The 18,093-nt window shown below is 40.4% G+C and carries 14 protein-coding genes, 1 other RNA gene and 1 pseudogene; 3 read left to right on the top strand and 13 right to left on the bottom strand.

Annotation, left to right across the window (positions count from 1 at the left end; genetic code table 11):
• The first annotated feature begins 124 nt into the window (after nt 1–124).
• Entirely contained in the window at nt 125–631 is a 507-nt protein-coding gene (locus NST39_RS09835) for a hypothetical protein (RefSeq protein ID WP_340911169.1), read from the top strand.
• Between the two features lie 151 nt (nt 632–782).
• Here the strand turns inward: NST39_RS09835 and NST39_RS09840 are convergent, their stop codons facing one another.
• The 8 genes from NST39_RS09840 to NST39_RS09875 all read right to left on the bottom strand — a co-directional run bounded on the left by NST39_RS09840 (nt 783) and on the right by NST39_RS09875 (nt 6,663).
• The gene (locus NST39_RS09840; RefSeq protein ID WP_003216022.1) at nt 783–1,574 is read right to left on the bottom strand and encodes a LysM peptidoglycan-binding and 3D domain-containing protein; all 792 of its coding nucleotides are present in this window, start codon (nt 1,572–1,574) and stop codon (nt 783–785) included.
• Nucleotides 1,575–1,830: 256 nt separating this feature from the next.
• The gene (gene recQ / locus NST39_RS09845; RefSeq protein WP_340960988.1) at nt 1,831–3,612 is read right to left on the bottom strand and encodes a DNA helicase RecQ; all 1,782 of its coding nucleotides are present in this window, start codon (nt 3,610–3,612) and stop codon (nt 1,831–1,833) included.
• Nucleotides 3,613–3,745: 133 nt separating this feature from the next.
• Nucleotides 3,746–3,931, bottom strand: a non-coding RNA gene (gene ssrS / locus NST39_RS09850) — 6S RNA.
• Between the two features lie 132 nt (nt 3,932–4,063).
• Entirely contained in the window at nt 4,064–4,564 is a 501-nt protein-coding gene (locus NST39_RS09855; RefSeq protein ID WP_340960986.1) for a TraR/DksA family transcriptional regulator, read from the bottom strand.
• A gap of 91 nt (nt 4,565–4,655) precedes the next feature.
• A complete protein-coding gene (locus NST39_RS09860) occupies nt 4,656–5,303 on the bottom strand; it encodes an SDR family oxidoreductase (RefSeq protein WP_340960985.1) in 648 nt (215 codons plus the stop codon).
• A gap of 172 nt (nt 5,304–5,475) precedes the next feature.
• Nucleotides 5,476–5,814: a PH domain-containing protein gene (locus NST39_RS09865; protein ID WP_024422682.1), complete on the bottom strand. Its 339-nt coding sequence runs from the start codon at nt 5,812–5,814 to the stop codon at nt 5,476–5,478.
• A gap of 449 nt (nt 5,815–6,263) precedes the next feature.
• On the bottom strand, nt 6,264–6,401 hold the full coding sequence (locus tag NST39_RS09870) for a DUF4025 domain-containing protein (protein ID WP_223250615.1): 138 nt from the start codon (nt 6,399–6,401) through the stop codon (nt 6,264–6,266).
• A 49-nt stretch (nt 6,402–6,450) separates the two neighbouring features.
• Entirely contained in the window at nt 6,451–6,663 is a 213-nt protein-coding gene (locus tag NST39_RS09875) for a DUF6501 family protein (RefSeq protein WP_003215772.1), read from the bottom strand.
• A gap of 213 nt (nt 6,664–6,876) precedes the next feature.
• On the opposite strand from NST39_RS09875, the gene NST39_RS09880 reads away from it, so the two are divergent.
• Complete coding sequence (locus NST39_RS09880) at nt 6,877–8,361, top strand: aldehyde dehydrogenase family protein (RefSeq protein ID WP_340960984.1); 1,485 nt, start codon at nt 6,877–6,879, stop codon at nt 8,359–8,361.
• A 569-nt stretch (nt 8,362–8,930) separates the two neighbouring features.
• Here the strand turns inward: NST39_RS09880 and NST39_RS09885 are convergent.
• Nucleotides 8,931–10,316: an MFS transporter gene (locus tag NST39_RS09885; protein WP_341028136.1), complete on the bottom strand. Its 1,386-nt coding sequence runs from the start codon at nt 10,314–10,316 to the stop codon at nt 8,931–8,933.
• Between the two features lie 148 nt (nt 10,317–10,464).
• Nucleotides 10,465–10,890: a MarR family winged helix-turn-helix transcriptional regulator gene (locus NST39_RS09890; RefSeq protein ID WP_044141302.1), complete on the bottom strand. Its 426-nt coding sequence runs from the start codon at nt 10,888–10,890 to the stop codon at nt 10,465–10,467.
• Between the two features lie 439 nt (nt 10,891–11,329).
• Between NST39_RS09890 and NST39_RS09895 the strand changes: the two genes are divergently transcribed.
• A complete protein-coding gene (locus tag NST39_RS09895; protein WP_341028139.1) occupies nt 11,330–12,280 on the top strand; it encodes a bile acid:sodium symporter family protein in 951 nt (316 codons plus the stop codon).
• 115 nt (nt 12,281–12,395) lie between these two features.
• Here NST39_RS09895 and NST39_RS09900 read toward each other — a convergent pair.
• From NST39_RS09900 to sucA, 3 genes and pseudogenes are all read right to left on the bottom strand, one after another.
• Nucleotides 12,396–13,714, bottom strand: a pseudogene (locus tag NST39_RS09900) (IS1182 family transposase).
• A 143-nt stretch (nt 13,715–13,857) separates the two neighbouring features.
• Nucleotides 13,858–15,114: a 2-oxoglutarate dehydrogenase complex dihydrolipoyllysine-residue succinyltransferase gene (gene odhB / locus NST39_RS09905; protein ID WP_111912805.1), complete on the bottom strand. Its 1,257-nt coding sequence runs from the start codon at nt 15,112–15,114 to the stop codon at nt 13,858–13,860.
• Between the two features lie 14 nt (nt 15,115–15,128).
• Nucleotides 15,129–17,963, bottom strand: coding sequence for a 2-oxoglutarate dehydrogenase E1 component (gene sucA / locus NST39_RS09910; protein WP_341028141.1), 2,835 nt, complete (start codon nt 17,961–17,963; stop codon nt 15,129–15,131).
• Nucleotides 17,964–18,093: the final 130 nt, after the last annotated feature.

The raw sequence follows: 18,093 nt of genomic DNA on the forward strand, positions 1-18,093 counted from the left end.
TCGTCGAATTTTAGACAAACTTGCAGGTTGCAGGCGTTCTAACGGCTTGAAAGATCCATCCACTTCCTTTAAAATTGGAATTTATGTGATTTTTATCATTGCTGATAGGAAAGGAGTAATGGACTTGTCAATCTTACAGGAAACAGCCAAAGATGTGAAGACGTTAGAGCAAGAATTACAGCAATTGCAGTTCCAAATGTATCGAATGCAAGAAAAGATGAAAGATATTTCGAAAAAAGCAAAAATCATTGGCATCGATCAAGCGAAAGAAGATGAGTGGCTGATCGTCTCTGCCATTGAAAGTGCAGATACATGTAAAATTATGCTCAGCGATTGTGAAAAAGCTTTTCGCGGACAATCTGATTTTTCCTTAATTGCGGAATATCCTGAAGAAGGAAAGATTCATATTGCCGATATTAAAGGTCCGCCAGATAATGGGTATGGCTCCATCTGCATGAAGCATTTAAAAGAAATCGCAAGAGATCAGAACATCCCAGTGATTACTGGCGACCTCGTCAAAAGAGACTGGGATCACGTGGATCGCTTGATTCATTTTTATGAAAAGCATCAATTTGATGTCCAGATCAATTGGAAAGAACAAAGCGGAGAAATTTATTGGGTGGACAGCTAACGACAAAAACCAGCGTGTATCATAAGATATGCGCTGCTTTTTGTCGAAAATGCAAATTTTTCAGAAAAATATGTGTATTTCTGACCAAAAAAAGGTATAATAAAAGCATCAGGCCGCCACCTGATGCTTTCTTCCAAAAAACAATTGTTTACTAGTTAAGTACTTTTACTTTGACTGATTTTACGCCCCAATTTTTCGCTTGGGATTTGCTTGGTACATGTACATCAATTTTGTTACCTTTAATTGCGCCGCCAGTATCTGCTGCGATGGCTTCACCGTAGCCTTCAACATAAACCTTACTTCCTAATGGAATGACATTAGGATCTACTGCAATTACTTTTGCATTTGGGTTTTTGTTTAAGTTTACCCCTGTTGCAGTGATACCTGAGATGCCACCATCATTTGCTGTATAAGCCGTAGCCGTAACAGTCATTTCTTTTTGTACACTCTGACTAGCAGAAGATGATTCTGCTTTAGCTGTTTCCTTTTTAGGAGCAGCTTTTTTCGTTGTTTGCTCTTTTTGGACAGGTTCCTGTTTTTGAACAGGTTCTGAGCTTACCGGAGCCGAGCTTTGGCCAGCAACACTTAGTGTTGAACCAACCATAATTATATCTGAGTTTAAGTTATTCCAAGACTTAATATCGCTAATTGACACATTGAATTTTTGAGCGATTTTCCAGAGGCTGTCCCCCTTCTGGACTTTATACTGCTCCTGAGTTTTCTCTTTTGAAGAGATTGTCAATTTATCACCTACATAGATCATATCAGTAGATAAATTGTTCCAACCCTTTAGGTCCTTTAGAGACACATCATTTTTTTGTGAGATTCCCCAAAGTGTATCACCTTTCTGTACAGTGATTTCCTTTGCAGAAGCTTGCTGCGCTCCAAATGCTGTTGTTGAGATTGCTGCAACAGCAACCAAGGACATAATAGTCTTCTTCATAAAGTAAATCCTCCCTTGTTAGCTTTTTATGGCGGCTAACGAGTGCTATCGTAACATATGTAAATGTCAATTCAATAACAAAACGATATGTTTTAGATTACAGTTCCTTTACATGAAACATCTCTCTCCATTGGTAAATCAGACCACAAAACGGCTTGATTCCCCGCCATATCAAGGTTTTACAAGGATTGAAAATGACCTGATGAAAACGCGTCCAAGTACAGCGAAAAAAATTTATTTTTCTTCTTCAAACTCTTTATTTTTTCTCTTTTTCTATAAATAAACGAATTTCTTCTAAAAAAACATCTCCATATTTCTCTCTTTTTTGAGCGCCAATCCCCTTAATTTGGAGTAATTCATCATCTGTTTTAGGCTCTACAGCTGACATTTCCTTCAATGTTTGATCAGAAAATACAACAAATGGCGGGACGCCTTGCTCTCTAGCTAGCTTCATTCTCAGCGCTCTCAATCGCTCAAATAATGCATCATTTTCTTGAATGGCCTCTGCTTTGATCGCCTGCTTTTTATACACTGTCTCTTGTCCAACTAACACTTTCTTCCCTTTATGGGTCACCTTCAGTGTTGGGTAAGCACCTTCAGACATGTGCAAATACTCTTCTGTAATTAAAAATTCAATGAAGTCACTGATTTGCTGAGCCGAATGTTGTTTCATTAAAGCATATGTAGGGAGACGATCGAAACCTAGCTCTAGCACTTTTTTATTTTTAGAGCCTGCCAATACTTGGGCGATCATCATTTTACCGAATCGCTCATTCATTCTCACTGTACAAGATAACACCATCTGTGCTTCTCTTGTGACCTCTTCACGCTCTCTTTCATCAAGGCAGTTGCTGCATTTACCGCAAGACGAACTAGCTGTTTGATCAAAATAATCCATCACAAATTGCTGCAGACATTGCTCAGTATGACAGTAATCCACCATTTGCCTTAATTTAAGCAGCTCATGCTGGTAGCGCGTCTCATCTTCTATTGACTGCTCAATGAGAAAGCGCTGCACTCTTACACCTTGAGGTGAAAACAGTAAAATGCATTCACTTTCAAGCCCATCTCTGCCGGCACGGCCAGCTTCTTGATAGTAGCTTTCAATATCCCTTGGAATTTGATGATGGATCACAAAACGTACATTCGACTTATTGATTCCCATGCCAAATGCTGATGTGGCGACCATCACCTGGATATCATCATTTAAAAAGAGGTTTTGCTGCTCTTCTCTCGTATGATCATCCAATCCACCATGATAAACACCAGCTTTGATCTTTTGTTTTTTTAGTCGATGATAAATGTTATCCGCTTCTTTACGAGTGGCGGTATAAATAATGCCAGACTCAAGACTGTTTTTCTTCATATATTGTGTGATGAAACGTTCACTGTTTTCTCCTTTGATCACTTGAAAGGACAAATTTTCTCTAGCAAACCCAGTAAAGATGGTTTCTTCTTCGTTGATACCAAGCTGTTCACATATATCTTGATGGACCTTTTTCGTCGCTGTAGCTGTTAATGCGACAATCACCGGTCTTTTTGACAGCTTGTTCAAGCATTCTTGAATGAAGCGATAACTTGGCCTAAAATCATGTCCCCACTCGGATATACAGTGCGCCTCATCAATCGCAATTAAAGGAATCGTTAACCGATCTAACAGCTGAAAAAAACGTTCATTTTGTAAGCGTTCAGGTGTGATATAAAGCAGTTCATATTCCCCTTTTTCGCATTTTTTCAGCCTTTCATTCATTTCAGCTGCGGACAGAGTGCTGTTTAAAAAGGAAGAACGTATGCCCATCTCATTTAACGCATCAACCTGATCCTTCATTAAAGAAATAAGCGGAGATACCACGATCGTTGTACCTTCCATCATTAGTGCAGGGATCTGATAGCAAACTGACTTCCCTCCGCCTGTCGGCATAATGCAGACGGTATCCTTTTGTTTATTTACAATCGCTTCAATGGCTTGTTTCTGTCCTTTTCTAAAGGCATCAAAGCCATAATATTGTTTCAGGAGTGCTTCTGCTTGTTCTAACATCCAATTCCCTCTCTGTCATTTGTTTTGTCCATTTTAACATAGATTCTTGCCTCTACAGGCGATCAGTTGAATTTCGTCTTTTTACAAAATAAAAAGCCATTTTCCGAAATGGAAAATGGCTTGAATCATCCTAGGAAAAGCTGCGGATGCCGTAATCTAAGTAAGAAAGTTTTAAACCACCACTCCTCAAAGTGGGTGTTTGCAGAAACGTTCCTGTCTTCCTCTCTAAAGAGGCATGACATTCCGGCTTCAATATAAAACTCCCTATTACAGCTTAAAGGTTAAAACTTAATTAACATTACGCGCATCGCAACCTTTAAACTATATTACACGAAAGTTTATTAAATTTCAAGAGATCTTTTTTCTATAAAAGACTCGTGTATACAAAAGTTTTGTCCTTGTACACATAAGAAAAAATTATTCTAAAAAAATGTAACTTACACTTATTACCCTATTTTTCATCGTCTATGTCAACATCCTGCTCTTCCTCTAATCGTTCATACGTATCTGAATGCATCTGATCCATTGTTTGTCTATTTGTTAAATCACGCATTTGATCAGAGAAATTACGGTCAAACTCGTTTGGGTCTTGAGTGGTTTCTTCATTTTTCTTCGCATCGATTGAATAGCGTGTATAGGGAACTGCTTTTAAACGTTCATACGGAATGTCTTTCCCTGTTTTCTCACAGACCCCATATGTTCCGTCTTCCATTCGTTTCAGGGCTGCATCAATTTCAGCTTCAAGCTGGCCATCAACTTGGTCCAGTGTTTGTTCGGTCATGCGGTCTAAATAGATGCTCCCATGATCAGCGATATGATTTCCAACACCATTTGAAATCTCGCTGGATTCACTTAGCATAGATTCTTCTTTCTTTTTTGACCCTTTTACATCTTCCTTTAATTGATTCAATCTTTCGTATAAATCAGCTTTTTGTTCTTTCGTTAAGCCCACGGTCAATCACTCCTTTCTTATTACCTTCCCGCTGCAAGGGAATTGAAAACATCAAAAAAGCCGCCGCCTTATTGGCAGCAGCTTTCTTCTCTTACAAGGTACGAAGTGCTTCTTCTAATGGTTTATCTCCTTTAATTAAGTCAAAGGATTTATTTTTCACATTGGATTCTGTTAAGCTTTCCACAAGCACAGTGGCTACGTCCTCTCTTGAAATCTCAATGTTTTGATCATCTGGAATATGCTCCGCTGCTTCGATCTTTCCTGTCTTTTCCTCATGCAGCAAGGCACCAGGACGGACAATGGTATAGGAAAGCCCAGACTGTTTTAGGTGTTCATCTGCTTTTCTTTTTGCCTCATAATAAATTTCCATACTACCTTGCCCTTTTCCCTGGTTTGGATCATCGGCATTATAGGAACTGAGCATCACAAAATGCTGAATGTTTTCTTTTTTTGCTGAGTCAACAAGACGTTTTGCACCTTCTTGATCCACTGCAATCGTCTTATCTGCACCTGTTTTTGAGCCTGAACCAGCTGCAAAGATGACAGCATCTGCTTGTTTCACAGCATCTGTCACATCCTTTTCAAGATCACCGATGACAGGCGCTGCACCTAGTTCTTTTAGCGCATCCACTTGTTTTTCATCTCGAATGAGAGCAAGCGGCTCATGTCCTTTTTCTTTTAAATAACGAATGACGAGTCTACCTGTATGTCCATTTGCTCCAGCAACTAATACTTTCATTGTTCATTCTCCTTTCTGTATCTGTTTCATCTTTATCCTTTTTTGCTATCATTCAAACACCTAAACAAAATAGCCCTTCCCAGAAAATATGGGGAAGGGCTCAAGCAATGTGCGATCTATTAAAAAAGTAGAATGAGAAAAGTGCATGTGATCTATGTAATCGCAAGGTTGATCAGCAAAGATGTTTTGTCAAAATGGCTTGCACATCACTCAAATCCGTCTCTTTTGAAAAATCGAGTTCAAATACTTTTGAGCTTGTGACAAGCAGCATACCTGTGTCCTGATCAAACACGCCAGCTTCTTGAATGGCAAAACTTTCAATTGATCGATACGGCAAGGAGACCCTGACTTTCTTCTTAGAAAATACGCGGTTATCGCCAAAGATCAGTCGTTTATTGGTGAAACAAATTTGGTCGTGACGCAGTCTGTAAACAGCTTCAATTCTTTCCCCTTCAATTAGTAAGGATTCGAATTTCTTATCATTTTGTTTACTGACAGAAAAAATACCCACGTAAACCCCCTCTTCCTCCATCAAATTCCTTTATGAAAAAACGCCCACACGCTCTGTGGATACGTTTTGTTCTCACTTATAGAATACGCTATAAATAGTCGTTATTCCATTACGAATAGATTAAATTTCATTTAACTTTTTCTTTTTGATTCGATGCTCTTTCCTCTACTTATTTAGACAGTTAAAGCAGGAAAAAAGTTTCAGTTCTTTTTGAGAAAAATGGTTGAATTGTGACCAATAAAAAAACAGTGATTTTTTCAAATCACTGTCAGCGTGTAGACAAACCCTCGCATTCTTTGTCAGTCCTTGCGCGCCGGTGCTCACGAATGTGAAATTCGCTCCGCGCCGGTACTCGTCCTTCCTAGGGCTGCAAAGGTTTTCATGTCACGCTGAAAAGAAGACAAAGTGCTAAAATAAAAATCATTTTAGCACTTTGTCAACAATCTGGACTATTCGTCTTTTGGTGTTTCAATGGTTCCCTCGGCATATACATCGGAAATCTGCTCAAGCGTAATTGCCATATCAGCATCTTCGTTATCATGCCAAGCATTTTGTTGATTCTGCTCATCTGTTTGCTTCTTTTTCATCATCATCACCCTTTACTGTTTTTCTTAGTATGAGTGATGATCACCAAAATCATTCAGCAGAAAAGTCTTCGAAATACTCTTTATAATACCCGCCTACTTTACCTGTATTATCAACGACAAACAGGAATTCTTCTGTTTCATTTTTCACTTCATATGTACTTCCAACCGTTAGTGCACGGTCGACCATATATTTTTTCGCATTCGTATGTATACATTTTACTTGTTTTAACGTTTGAGCCGTTTGCCAGTTTTGATGGATCATGATTTAAAAACTCCTTTTTTCATCTATACATTTATTGTAGCCAATTTTTCATGAAATGCAATGAGTGTTATGGATTGCTTTCGTACATGTGGTGTAATATGATGAATGTATACGTTTACATCCATGTGCGTATACTAGATCATTTGCTTCAGGTCCGCTTTTTCACCTAGAACTCGCAGAACAATCCATATCTTTAAGGAGGTTTGTTTATTTATGAGCTCTACAACACTTCAAATTAGTTCAAAACTCGAATATTTTCTCCAAGGGACGAAAAAACTCTACATTAATGGTCAGTTTGTCACAAGTCACGATAACAAAACCTTTTCAACTCCTAACCCAGCCACAGGTGAAACCCTTATTGATGTATATGAAGCAGGTGCAAAAGACATTGATGAGGCAGTAAAAGCAGCCAAAAAAGCCTTTCATGGTCCTTGGCGCTCCATGTCTGCCGCAGAACGCGCCCGGCTCATGTTCAAGCTTGCCGATTTAATGGAAGAAAACCAAGAAGAGCTCGCTCAGCTCGAAACTTTAGATAACGGAAAGCCAATTAATGAAACAACCAATGCAGATATCCCTCTCGCAATCGAGCATATGCGCTATTATGCGGGCTGGACAACCAAAATAAGTGGGCAAACCATTCCTGTCAGCCAAGGATACTTTAATTATACCCGTCATGAGCCTGTTGGCGTTGTTGGACAAATCATACCTTGGAACTTCCCGCTACTTATGGCCATGTGGAAAATGGGTGCTGCACTTGCGACAGGCTGCACCATCGTATTAAAACCAGCAGAACAAACACCCCTCTCTGCGCTTTATTTAGCTGAATTAGTGGATAAAGCCGGCTTCCCAGAAGGTGTGATTAACATCGTACCTGGATTTGGCGAAACAGCCGGGAATGCGTTAACCGATCACCCTGATGTGAATAAGCTTGCCTTCACGGGGTCAACAAGTGTTGGGAAACTCATCATGGAGAAAGCAGCCAAATCCATTAAGAGGGTCACATTAGAACTTGGCGGAAAATCACCAAACATTATTTTACCAGATGCAGATTTAAAGAAAGCCATTCCAGGTGCTTTAAACGGCGTCATGTTTAACCAAGGTCAGGTTTGCTCTGCAGGTTCGAGGGTCTTTGTTCACCGGAGTCAATATGATGAGGTTGTCGATCAAATGGCTGAATATGCGACATCCCTCAAACAAGGAGCCGGTCTTCATCAAGATACGCAAATCGGACCTCTCGTAAGTAAAGAACAGCACGAGCGCGTGTTAGGCTATATTGAAAAAGGTAAATCAGAAGGTGCAACAGCCGTTGTCGGTGGCGATTGCCCTTATGAGGCTGGTTATTTTGTCTCCCCTACTGTTTTTAAAGATGTAGAAGATGACATGACCATCGCAAAAGAAGAAATCTTTGGACCTGTCCTATCTGCGATTCCTTACGATTCCATTGATGAAGTGGTCGAAAGAGCCAACCAGTCTGACTATGGATTAGCCGCAGGACTTTGGACAGAAAACTTAAAGCATGCCCATGATATTGCTGCACGTCTTGAAGCAGGCACGATTTGGGTCAACTGCTATAACGTCTTTGATGCTGCCTCCCCGTTTGGAGGATATAAGCAATCAGGTTTAGGCAGAGAAATGGGTTCGTATGCGTTGAATAATTACACTGAAGTGAAAAGTGTATGGATTAACCTCCAAGATTAATGTACACTCAGCAAAGCCGATGGCAATGTCATCGGCTTTTTTGTGATTGCATGTGGCAAGTAGGCACATGAATACTTTTTTATACGAGCCATTTTCTGAAACCTTTGACCTTTAAATTGTCCCAATATATAACAAGGGATTCAGCGATTTTTGAGAAACCCGAATATCCCGTTCAAATGGTCATACAAGGGTAAAACGGAATATAGCACTGTACTTCCGTCATCTCAATTTAACTCCCTAATTCGATGCGCTGTCACCCGTAAAAAATATGCGGCTTCTTTATAAGCTTTTTAATATGATTCTTAAATCGTTCATTTTTCCATGCACTTAAAACCATTTTATCAATCATTTGGGACAACAGAAAAAATGTGGAGCTTTTGACTGTCCGCCTACATCATATGGTGCTATTTTTTTGTAAGATTATCCTTGGTAGCATCTAGCCCATCATGCCAGGATGACCTGAACGTTTTTTTAACCACCACAATATTCACGTCCGACTGTAAACTGCCTCGCACCGCCCATTCAATGTAGGGGCATATTCAATTTTTCGGTATTCAGAACAGAATCGGTTAATCCTTCGAGGCTTTCGCTTGCTTGATACGAAAGGAAATCGTAAAGCTCAAGAGAACGAAAAGAAATTGAAGAGACAGAGCCAATATAATTCCCGTCAACATCCCCAAATTTAGTGATTGACTAACAGCAATGAGGGCTCCGCCGATTCCTATGCTTAGCCCCGGACTAAATGCATCTGTAAACTGAAGACTGGCAGATATTTCTCCTTCTTCACCTGTTTTCGTGTGTTGCAGTGCAATCGCTCCAGTCGTAGGATGTGCCAAACCGATACCAAACCCAGTGAAAAGCTGTGAAATCACTGCAAATACGATCCCCCCTTCAGGGAGGCTAACAGCGAGAATGACCGCAGCAACTCCAATGATCATAAATCCAATACCAACGGTTACTCGTTTCTTTCGGCCCATCCCATGGTCTTTAGCATCTAACTTTGACTGAAGCCAGGCTGCCGCTGACCAGCTTAATGCACCCGCAGCTACAATTAACCCCGCCATATCTGCAGGAAGCTTTTTCACATCTGTTAAAGCCAGGACAACATAGCTCTCGGTCGCATTATAACTAGCAACAAAGAATCCTCTTGAAGCAATCGTAGCCGGTAAACCTCTTCTTGCACTTAAGGTACCCTCAGGCAGCAGCTTTCGCAAAGGGTGTATCATGATAAACAAGCCCGCTACCAAAAGTACGATTCCTTTCCAATCGGTTATAAAACTTAGCCCAGCCAGAAACATTCCCGTTCCAATAGTCAGTAGCACTGCAAAACCTTCTTTTCGGTTATTCTTGGAAGGGGTAGTTACTCTAACTGAAAATTTACGAAAAGCAGGAAGCGTCAGCATGACAGCCAAACCAATGAAGGGAAGCACAAGCCAAAAAACAACTCTCCAAGATATTTGCTCCGCTATAAGCCCAGCAATATAAGGACCAATTAGTGCAGGTAAAATATATGCGCCGGAAAACAAAGCAAGTATTTTCGTTCTTAGCTTATCGGGATAACCTAAAGTAATGCTGTAATACACACACGTAATGATGCCGCCGCCACCAAAACCTTGAAACACTCTCCCTATAATTAGGGTAATCATATTCACGGAAGTGGCGGCAATCACGATGCCGATCACAAAAAACAGTATCGATATGCCAAACGACGCAAATACGCCGTTTTTGTTAATCCGTGTTCCTATAATCATCGTTCCAAGGATTTGTGCCAAAAGAAAAGAGCTGAATATCCAGCCGTACAAATGGAGCCCATTCAATTTTTGAGCTAAGCTCGGAGCAATCGTAACAACAGCTAAACTTTCAAACGCAACGGTAGTTACAGCAAGAATAATCCCGATGGTCAAAGCTCTGTATTTGGCGTCGAAAACCCCTATTTCTTTAAGTTTTATTTTCATCTTGTAACTCTCCTTTAGAATAAGATTTTAATTGTCGAAGCTATAATTGTTGCAGCAACTATATAGCCTGAAAAGTTAAATATGATGTCCAATTGTGATTCTCCCCTCAATGTGGAGAGAATCACTTCAAGAGAGACTTCTCTTTGGGCTATAGATCTTTTACGTTGTTATACATTACACTAAGAACCCTTCTAAACATTTCAACTTCTTTTTCGGATAACCCCTGTATGGTGTTATTATATGCTTCAATTGAAGGAGCAAGAATTTCATCTTTAATATCTCGTCCTTTAGGAGTTAAATATAAACGCAAAGACCTTCTATCCGTTTCATGAACCACACGATAAATAAATCCCTTCTTTTCAAGCTTAAACAGCATTCGTGCAACATTTGTTTGGTCCTTGTGTAGCCTCTCGGCAAGTTCTTTTTGAGTAATCCCTTCTTTTTCCCATAGGACGATTAGTATTTCCCACTGATCCACTGTGATGTCAAACGGATTGACTACCTTTTGGTAGTAATTATTCAGTTTTAGTGCCGCGCGCTGTACATTAACGCCAATATATTTTTCTAATTTCAAGGTTGCCCTCCTATATAGTAGTTGTGATTATAGTTGTCACGACTATTATATTTCCACCTCTTAGTCATGTCAAGTCACGAATATATTATTCGAACTTCAAAAATGATTCGTTTTTCATTAATTCTGGACAGTCAAAAGTTCTACAATACAAAAAAACAGAATTCTTGCTTGGATTTAATTATTTTCGTTATAGATAAGTGAGGATTTTGCACAAACAGGCAGAAATGGATTGGTGTGAACCTGAAGCACAACTTGATCAAGCGCAACAAGTCAAATGAACACCTTTTTGAGACTTTATTCCATGTAGGCAAATGCTTATGTGGCGCTTTTTTAGTATACATAATTTTATTATTGTCACCAATCTAAAGAACGGGTTGTTTTTTCAGAAAATTCATTTAAAATAAGAAAGATATGTGAGGAAAGAGAGCTGAAGCAATGAATGAAGATTTTATTAACCATTAGTCACTTTGCAGGAAGAACCTTTGCGATTTGGGTCATTTTATTTGCGTGTCTTGGATTTGCCTTTCCTGCCGAATTTTCTAAGATTGGACCTTATATTCCTTTTTTACTCGGTATTATTATGTTTGGGATGGGGCTTACCCTGTCTGCTGAAGATTTTAAAGAGCTGTTTCGAAAACCTCTCTATGTGCTGATTGGGGTTCTGGCGCAGTACACACTCATGCCGCTTATCGCCTTTCTATTAGCTTACGGATTACAGCTTCCTTCTGAAATTGCAGTAGGCGTTATTCTTGTGGGCTGCTGCCCAGGCGGTACAGCATCCAATGTGATGACCTTTTTGGCGAAAGGAAATACGGCATTATCTGTAGCCGTCACCACCATATCGACCCTTCTTGCTCCATTTTTAACACCTGTCTTTATTTTACTCTTTGCAAGATCATGGTTACCTGTATCGCCAGAAGCGCTATTTTTGTCAATTGTACAAGTTGTGTTAATTCCTATTATCTTAGGCATCATCGTTAAATTGTTTTTCAAAAAACAAGTGACCTATGCAGTTCAAGCACTGCCGCTTGTGTCTGTCGCCGGAATTGTAGTGATCATTGCAGCGGTTGTCAGTGCAAATAAAGAGCAGATTCTTCAATCTGGGCTGCTGATATTGGCCGTTGTTATCTTACATAATGGACTTGGTCTTTTATTTGGTTACCTTATTGCAAAGTGGTGCAAAATGGATATCCCTTCTCGTAGAGCCGTCTCGATTGAAGTAGGCATGCAAAACTCTGGACTTGGTGCAACTCTAGCGACAGCACACTTCTCGCCACTTGCAGCCGTACCAAGTGCCATTTTTAGTGTGTGGCATAATTTATCTGGTTCCTGGCTTGCGACGTATTGGTCAAAGAGAGGAAATGCTGAAAATGAAAAGAAAAAAAGCTAGCACCTTAATGGGTGCTAGCTTCAGATTGTAGAGAAACTCATGTTTTTCTACAATCTTTTTTATTTTCATCGTAATGATGATGGATGAGATTTAATGAAAAAGGCCTCCCACACACCTAGCCTAGCTTCGCTAGGTGTGTGGCAATCTTCTTCATGTTTTGACAGGCAGCTGTGAGAAGCACTTGCTCACTCACATTTTGTTTTCCCCTCAACCGGCAGTAGCGAAGCCCATGCAGTTGTTTTGAATCTGCAAAGCTTCGCTCTATTTTTTCTTTTCTTTTTTGATATAGCTCTTTTCCAGAAGCAGACAGACGATTTTGTCTGATCTTTTCTTTATGTTCTTCCCATACATGTCTTGAGATCACTTTTTGATGATTTTTCGACCTTGTACAGCTCTCTAGGAAAGGACACGATACGCATTTTTTAGGGTCTGATTTGTAGAACCGATAACCTTTTCGATCAGTTGTTGTATATAATAGCTTCTCACCATTTGGGCATATGTAGTGATCATGTTCAGAGTCATACTGAAATTTCCACTTCTCAAATAATCCTCTTGTTGGATGAAAGCGTCTATGTGCGATGACACCAAAAATACGGCGATCGGATAAACCTTTACAGATTGGCGTTGTCAAATAACCAGAATCAAGGGCAACCGCTTCTACTTGAAAACCAAATCGGGCGATTTGGTGATCCAATCGATCAAGATACGGAACAGAGTCATGGATATTGCCGGGCGTGACATGGGCATCCGTGATGATATTGTACTTCATATCCGTTGTACGGTGGTCTAGGTAGAAAAAGCCTTCTGGCTTGTTTTCACGATAAAGATAGCCACTTTCAGGATCAGTCGTACTTTGGCGAATGTCTTTTTTCGTTTGCACCTCCTCTTTTACCTTTAAGGGCTTTTTTCCGTGTGCCACCCGATCTTCTTGGACCGCTTCTTCTAATTCATTTATATAGCTTTGGGTATCTTGTTCAATCGTTTTTCTCGTATATTTATGTTTATTGGCATTGGCTTTAAGATGAGTCGAATCAGTAAAAAGAACGCGGCCTCCTACCATATCATGATTGATGGCTTGAAGCACAATTTCATCAAAAATGTCTTGAAAAATCGTTGTATCTTTGAATCGAGTACGACGATTCCAGCTAATGGTCGAGTGGTGGGGAACGGGGTCATTGATGTTCAAACCTAAAAACCATCTATACGCCATGTTATAGTAAATTTCTTTTTCAAGTTGTCTTTCAGAACGGATACCGTACAGGTAACCGATAAACATCATTTTGAACAAAATAAGTGGATCAAGAGAAGGGCGACCTTTATTCTCGCTATAATAATGTACTGATCAATTTTACGAAGCAGGTGATCCTCTTCGACCAGTTGATCTAGCAATACAAATTCGGCTTCGTGCTGAGAAGAATTTCTAGTGTGGAACATGAGAAAAACACCTTCCTTTAGTATGCTTTTCTCTATTATAAAACGGGGGAATGGAAACTTTAAGGGAAAAAATAAAGCTGTCGAGATTTTCTCGACAGCCTGAAGCTAGCACCTTAATGGGTGCTAGCTTTTCAAATTGAAGATTATCCTTCAAGCAATAGCTGCTCTGGATCTTCAAGTAAGTTTTTAATCGTGACAAGGAATCCAACTGCTTCTTTACCATCGACAATCCGGTGGTCGTAAGAAAGAGCTAAATACATCATCGGTCGGTTCTCAAAACGTTCTTCATCAATTGCCACAGGTCGAAGCTGAATTTTGTGCATCCCTAAAATTCCAACTTGAGGGCTGTTTAAAATTGGTGTCGAAAGCAGTGAACCAAATGTTCCGCCGTTTGTGATCGTGAATGATCCACCTTGCAGCTCATTTAGAGACAATTTATTATCTCGTGCTTTTTTCGCAAGATGACCAATTTCCTTTTCAATCCCTGCAAACGACAATCTGTCTGCATCACGGACAACCGGTACGACAAGTCCTTCGTTAGCAGCAACAGCGATGCCGATGTCATAAAATTTCTTCAAGACGAGCTCATCACCTTGAATTTCTGCGTTAAGCAGCGGATATTTCTTCAGTGCTGCTACAACTGCTTTTGTGAAGAAAGACATGAAGCCAAGCTTTACATCATTTTGTTCAAGGAAGGCATCTTTACGGCGTTTTCTTAAGTCCATCACAGCCGTCATATCTACTTCATTAAATGTCGTCAGCATTGCAGCCGTTTGCTGAACCTCAACTAAACGTTTTGCAATCGTTTGTCTGCGGCGCGACATTCTCTCACGTTCAATTGGCTTTCCTGGTTGTTCATTTTGCACCGCAGCATTTGCTTTTGGCGCGGCTTTTGGTGCACTTGCAGGTGCTTCATTCTTTTGATAAGAAGCGACATCCTGCTTTCGTACCCTGCCCAGCGGATCTACGGTTGGAATTTCAGATAAGTCTAGTCCCTTCTCTCTCGCTAGTTTTCTAGCTGCAGGAGAAGCGATAGTTCTGCCATTACCAGATTTCGGCTCTTCTTTCACTGCTTCTTCTTTTTGAGCAGCTGCCGGTTCATCTTTCGGAGCTGGTGCAGACTCTTGCTCAGGTGCTGGAGCTGCGGACTCGCTTCCGCCAGCTTCACCCGCTGCAATTGTTCCGATCACTTCTCCAACTTGTACAGTGTCACCAGAATCTTTCAGCACTTCTTTGAGTACACCAGATTCTTCTGCTGTCAGTTCGACATTGACTTTATCTGTTTCAAGTTCTAACAGGTACTCTCCCTGCTCCACATAATCGCCCGGCTGCTTTAGCCATTGAGCTATCGTTCCTTCCGAGATCGATTCCGCTAATTCAGGTACTTTAATTTCCGCCATTTTTCATTTCCCCCTTAGTTTTTGCGAGTCAAGCTATCAGATACAATTCGTTCTTGTTCTTTTTTATGCACAGTTGGATCACCCTCAGCCGTACTTGAACGTCTTCTTCGGCCGATGTAACGTACTTTTACTTTTTCAGGCGCAATTTCACGTAAATATGGCTCAATGTATCCCCAAGCCCCCATATTTTGTGGCTCTTCTTGCGCCCATACGATTTCTTCTAAGTTTGTTAGTTTTGATAAAATCGCTTTAATATCTTTGGCTGGGAATGGATATAGTTGTTCCACTCTCGCAATGTGAAGCCAATCTTTCTGCTCTTCCATTTGAGTAAAACGATCACTAATATCGATTGATACCTTCCCGCTAGATAGCACGAGTCGAGTTACTTTTTCGTGATCATGCACAAGGCCTGGTTGTTCAAGAACTGGTTGGAACTGTCCATCCGTTAATTCCTGGACTTCAGACAATGTGTTCGGGTTACGAAGCAAACTCTTCGGTGTCATGATGACAAGCGGACGAATCTCTTCACGAAGCAGCATTTTCGCCTGTCTTCTAAGAATGTGGAAGTATTGCGCTGCACTAGTCAAGTTCGCCACTGTCCAGTTATTCTCAGCAGCTGATTGCAGGAATCGCTCTGTTCTTCCACTTGAATGCTCAGGACCTTGTCCTTCATATCCATGAGGCAAGAGCATCACTAGACCTGATTTTTGTCCCCATTTTGCGCGTCCAGCTGAAATAAATTGATCGAAATACACTTGAGCCGCATTTGCGAAGTCTCCAAATTGAGCCTCCCAAATGACTAACGTTTCAGGAGAATAGACATTATAACCATATTCAAACCCGATGACTGAGCCCTCTGACAGTGGACTATTATGAACAGTAAATGATGCGTTTGCATCACTCAGCTCATGAAGAGCAATAAATTCATCTCCAGTTTGACTGTCGTGAAGAACAAGGTTTCTTTGAGCAAAAGTACCGCGCTCTGAATCCTGTCCGGTCATTCGAATTGGCGTACCGTCTTTTAATATAGATGCAAATGCAAGTGCTTCCCCAAGTGACCATTCTACTTTACGGTCATCTGTAAACACTTTTGCACGTTTTTCAAGGATCCGTTTAAGCTTACCAAATACTTGGAAATCGTCCGGCCAGCTGATCAATTCTTCATTCAGCTTTCGTAATACATCAAACTCTACGGATGTATCCACTGCTGGGAAGCCATTTGATACTGGTTCTGGCAGTTCAATTTCTTGAATCGTATGCTCTTTCTTTGAAGGCACCTTTTGATAGGCTTCTTCTATTCTTGTCGCTACAGCCTGCTCGATTTCTTCTCGTTGTTCTTTTGTCAGAAGACCTTCTGTGACAAGTTTATCTGCAAAGATATTCTTGACCGTTTTATGCTTTCTGACTGCATCATATAGCATTGGCTGAGTTGTAGAAGGCTCATCCATTTCGTTATGACCGTATCTGCGGTAACCAATCAAGTCAATTAAGAAATCCTTCTTAAAGCGTTTGCGGTATTCTACAGCTAATTGAACAGCCGCTAAACATGCTTCCGGATCATCTGCATTGACGTGAACAATTGGAATCTCAAACCCTTTTGCAAGGTCACTTGCATATTTCGTCGAACGAGATTCATTGCTTTCCGTTGTGAACCCGATCATATTGTTTGCAATGATATGGATGGTTCCACCAACTTGATAGCCTACAAGTTGACTTAAATTTAATGTTTCTGCCACAATTCCTTCTCCAGGAAATGCCGCATCACCATGAATTAAGATGGATAATGCCTTTTCAACGTCTTGTACTGGATAGCCCTTTTGAGTACGTAATTCCTGAGCAGCACGTGTGCTTCCTTCAATGATTGGATCAATGAATTCCAGGTGACTTGGGTTATTAGCAAGCGTGACTCTCGCACTCTTTGTATCTTCGTCTTTAATTTGACGATCTGCTCCAAGATGGTACTTTACATCACCTGTCCACCCGTAGCTGATGCCAATAGAGCCTTCTGATGGAACAAGCTCTTTATTTGGCGCATGCTGGAATTCTGAGAAAATAATCTCATATGGTTTTCCTAACACATGTGCTAATACATTTAAACGGCCTCTGTGTGCCATTCCAATGTTAATATTTGAAGTCCCTTGTGTAACAGACTCTGAAATAATTTCATCAAGTACTGGGACAAGTGCGTCTAAACCTTCTATCGAGAAGCGCTTTTGCCCAACAAATGTTTTATGAAGAAACTGTTCGAACTGCTCAACTTCTGTTAATCTCTTGAATACAGAAACTAGTTTATCGGCTGGTTTTTTCTTAAATAGTTCACCAGACTCGATTGATTTTGAGAGCCAGTTCCGTTCTTCGAAATCATGTACGTGATCAAACTCAAATGAAATGGTACGCTTATACGTATTTCTCAAATGGTTAATGGCTTCTATGCCGTTTGAAATGTGTTTTGGTGCGTCAGGACTAATAATAGAGATTGGAATATTCTTGACGTCATCTTCTGTTAAACCGTATTCCTTTAAAGGAAACAGCTCTTGTAATTCCTTTTCTTTGCGAAGAGGATTGACGGAAGCATTTAAATGGCCATACGTTCTGATGTCTTCTGCCAGTTTAACGACTGATGCTATCTTTTGGATTTGTTCAGAAGTAACTACGCTATTTTCTTTTTTCCCAATTTCCTCCTTCATTTCACTCGGTGGTGCACCAAGTTCATCAAATATGCCTCTTAGATCTTCATCAACACTAGTAGGATCCTGGACATACTGATCGTAGAGCTCGAGCACATAGCCGAGGTTCGGACCATGAAATTCTTCCCAACTCAACGGTTGTTTCACATCATTTTGAAACATTTTGAACACTACCCCCAACTTTGATCATCAAGTGATTGAACACTATCTCGATATAACTTCCAGAACACAATGACCAAATTTATGTAATAAAACGCTTCCAATAATATTCTACCACTGTTTCGGATTACTT

This window comes from Bacillus sp. FSL W8-0645 (assembly GCF_038007905.1).
In the GTDB taxonomy this organism is placed as follows: domain Bacteria; phylum Bacillota; class Bacilli; order Bacillales; family Bacillaceae; genus Bacillus; species Bacillus pumilus.

Coding starts and splice junctions, on each gene's coding strand:
- NST39_RS09840 (WP_003216022.1), bottom strand. CDS start 1,574: ATGAAGAAGACTATTATGTCCTTGGTTGCTGTTGCAGCAATCTCAACA.
- recQ (WP_340960988.1), bottom strand. CDS start 3,612: ATGTTAGAACAAGCAGAAGCACTCCTGAAACAATATTATGGCTTTGAT.
- NST39_RS09860 (WP_340960985.1), bottom strand. CDS start 5,303: ATGAAAGTATTAGTTGCTGGAGCAAATGGACATACAGGTAGACTCGTC.
- NST39_RS09870 (WP_223250615.1), bottom strand. CDS start 6,401: ATGAAAAAGAAGCAAACAGATGAGCAGAATCAACAAAATGCTTGGCAT.
- NST39_RS09875 (WP_003215772.1), bottom strand. CDS start 6,663: ATGATCCATCAAAACTGGCAAACGGCTCAAACGTTAAAACAAGTAAAA.
- NST39_RS09880 (WP_340960984.1), top strand. CDS start 6,877: ATGAGCTCTACAACACTTCAAATTAGTTCAAAACTCGAATATTTTCTC.
- NST39_RS09885 (WP_341028136.1), bottom strand. CDS start 10,316: ATGAAAATAAAACTTAAAGAAATAGGGGTTTTCGACGCCAAATACAGA.
- NST39_RS09895 (WP_341028139.1), top strand. CDS start 11,330: ATGAAGATTTTATTAACCATTAGTCACTTTGCAGGAAGAACCTTTGCG.
- odhB (WP_111912805.1), bottom strand. CDS start 15,114: ATGGCGGAAATTAAAGTACCTGAATTAGCGGAATCGATCTCGGAAGGA.
- sucA (WP_341028141.1), bottom strand. CDS start 17,963: ATGTTTCAAAATGATGTGAAACAACCGTTGAGTTGGGAAGAATTTCAT.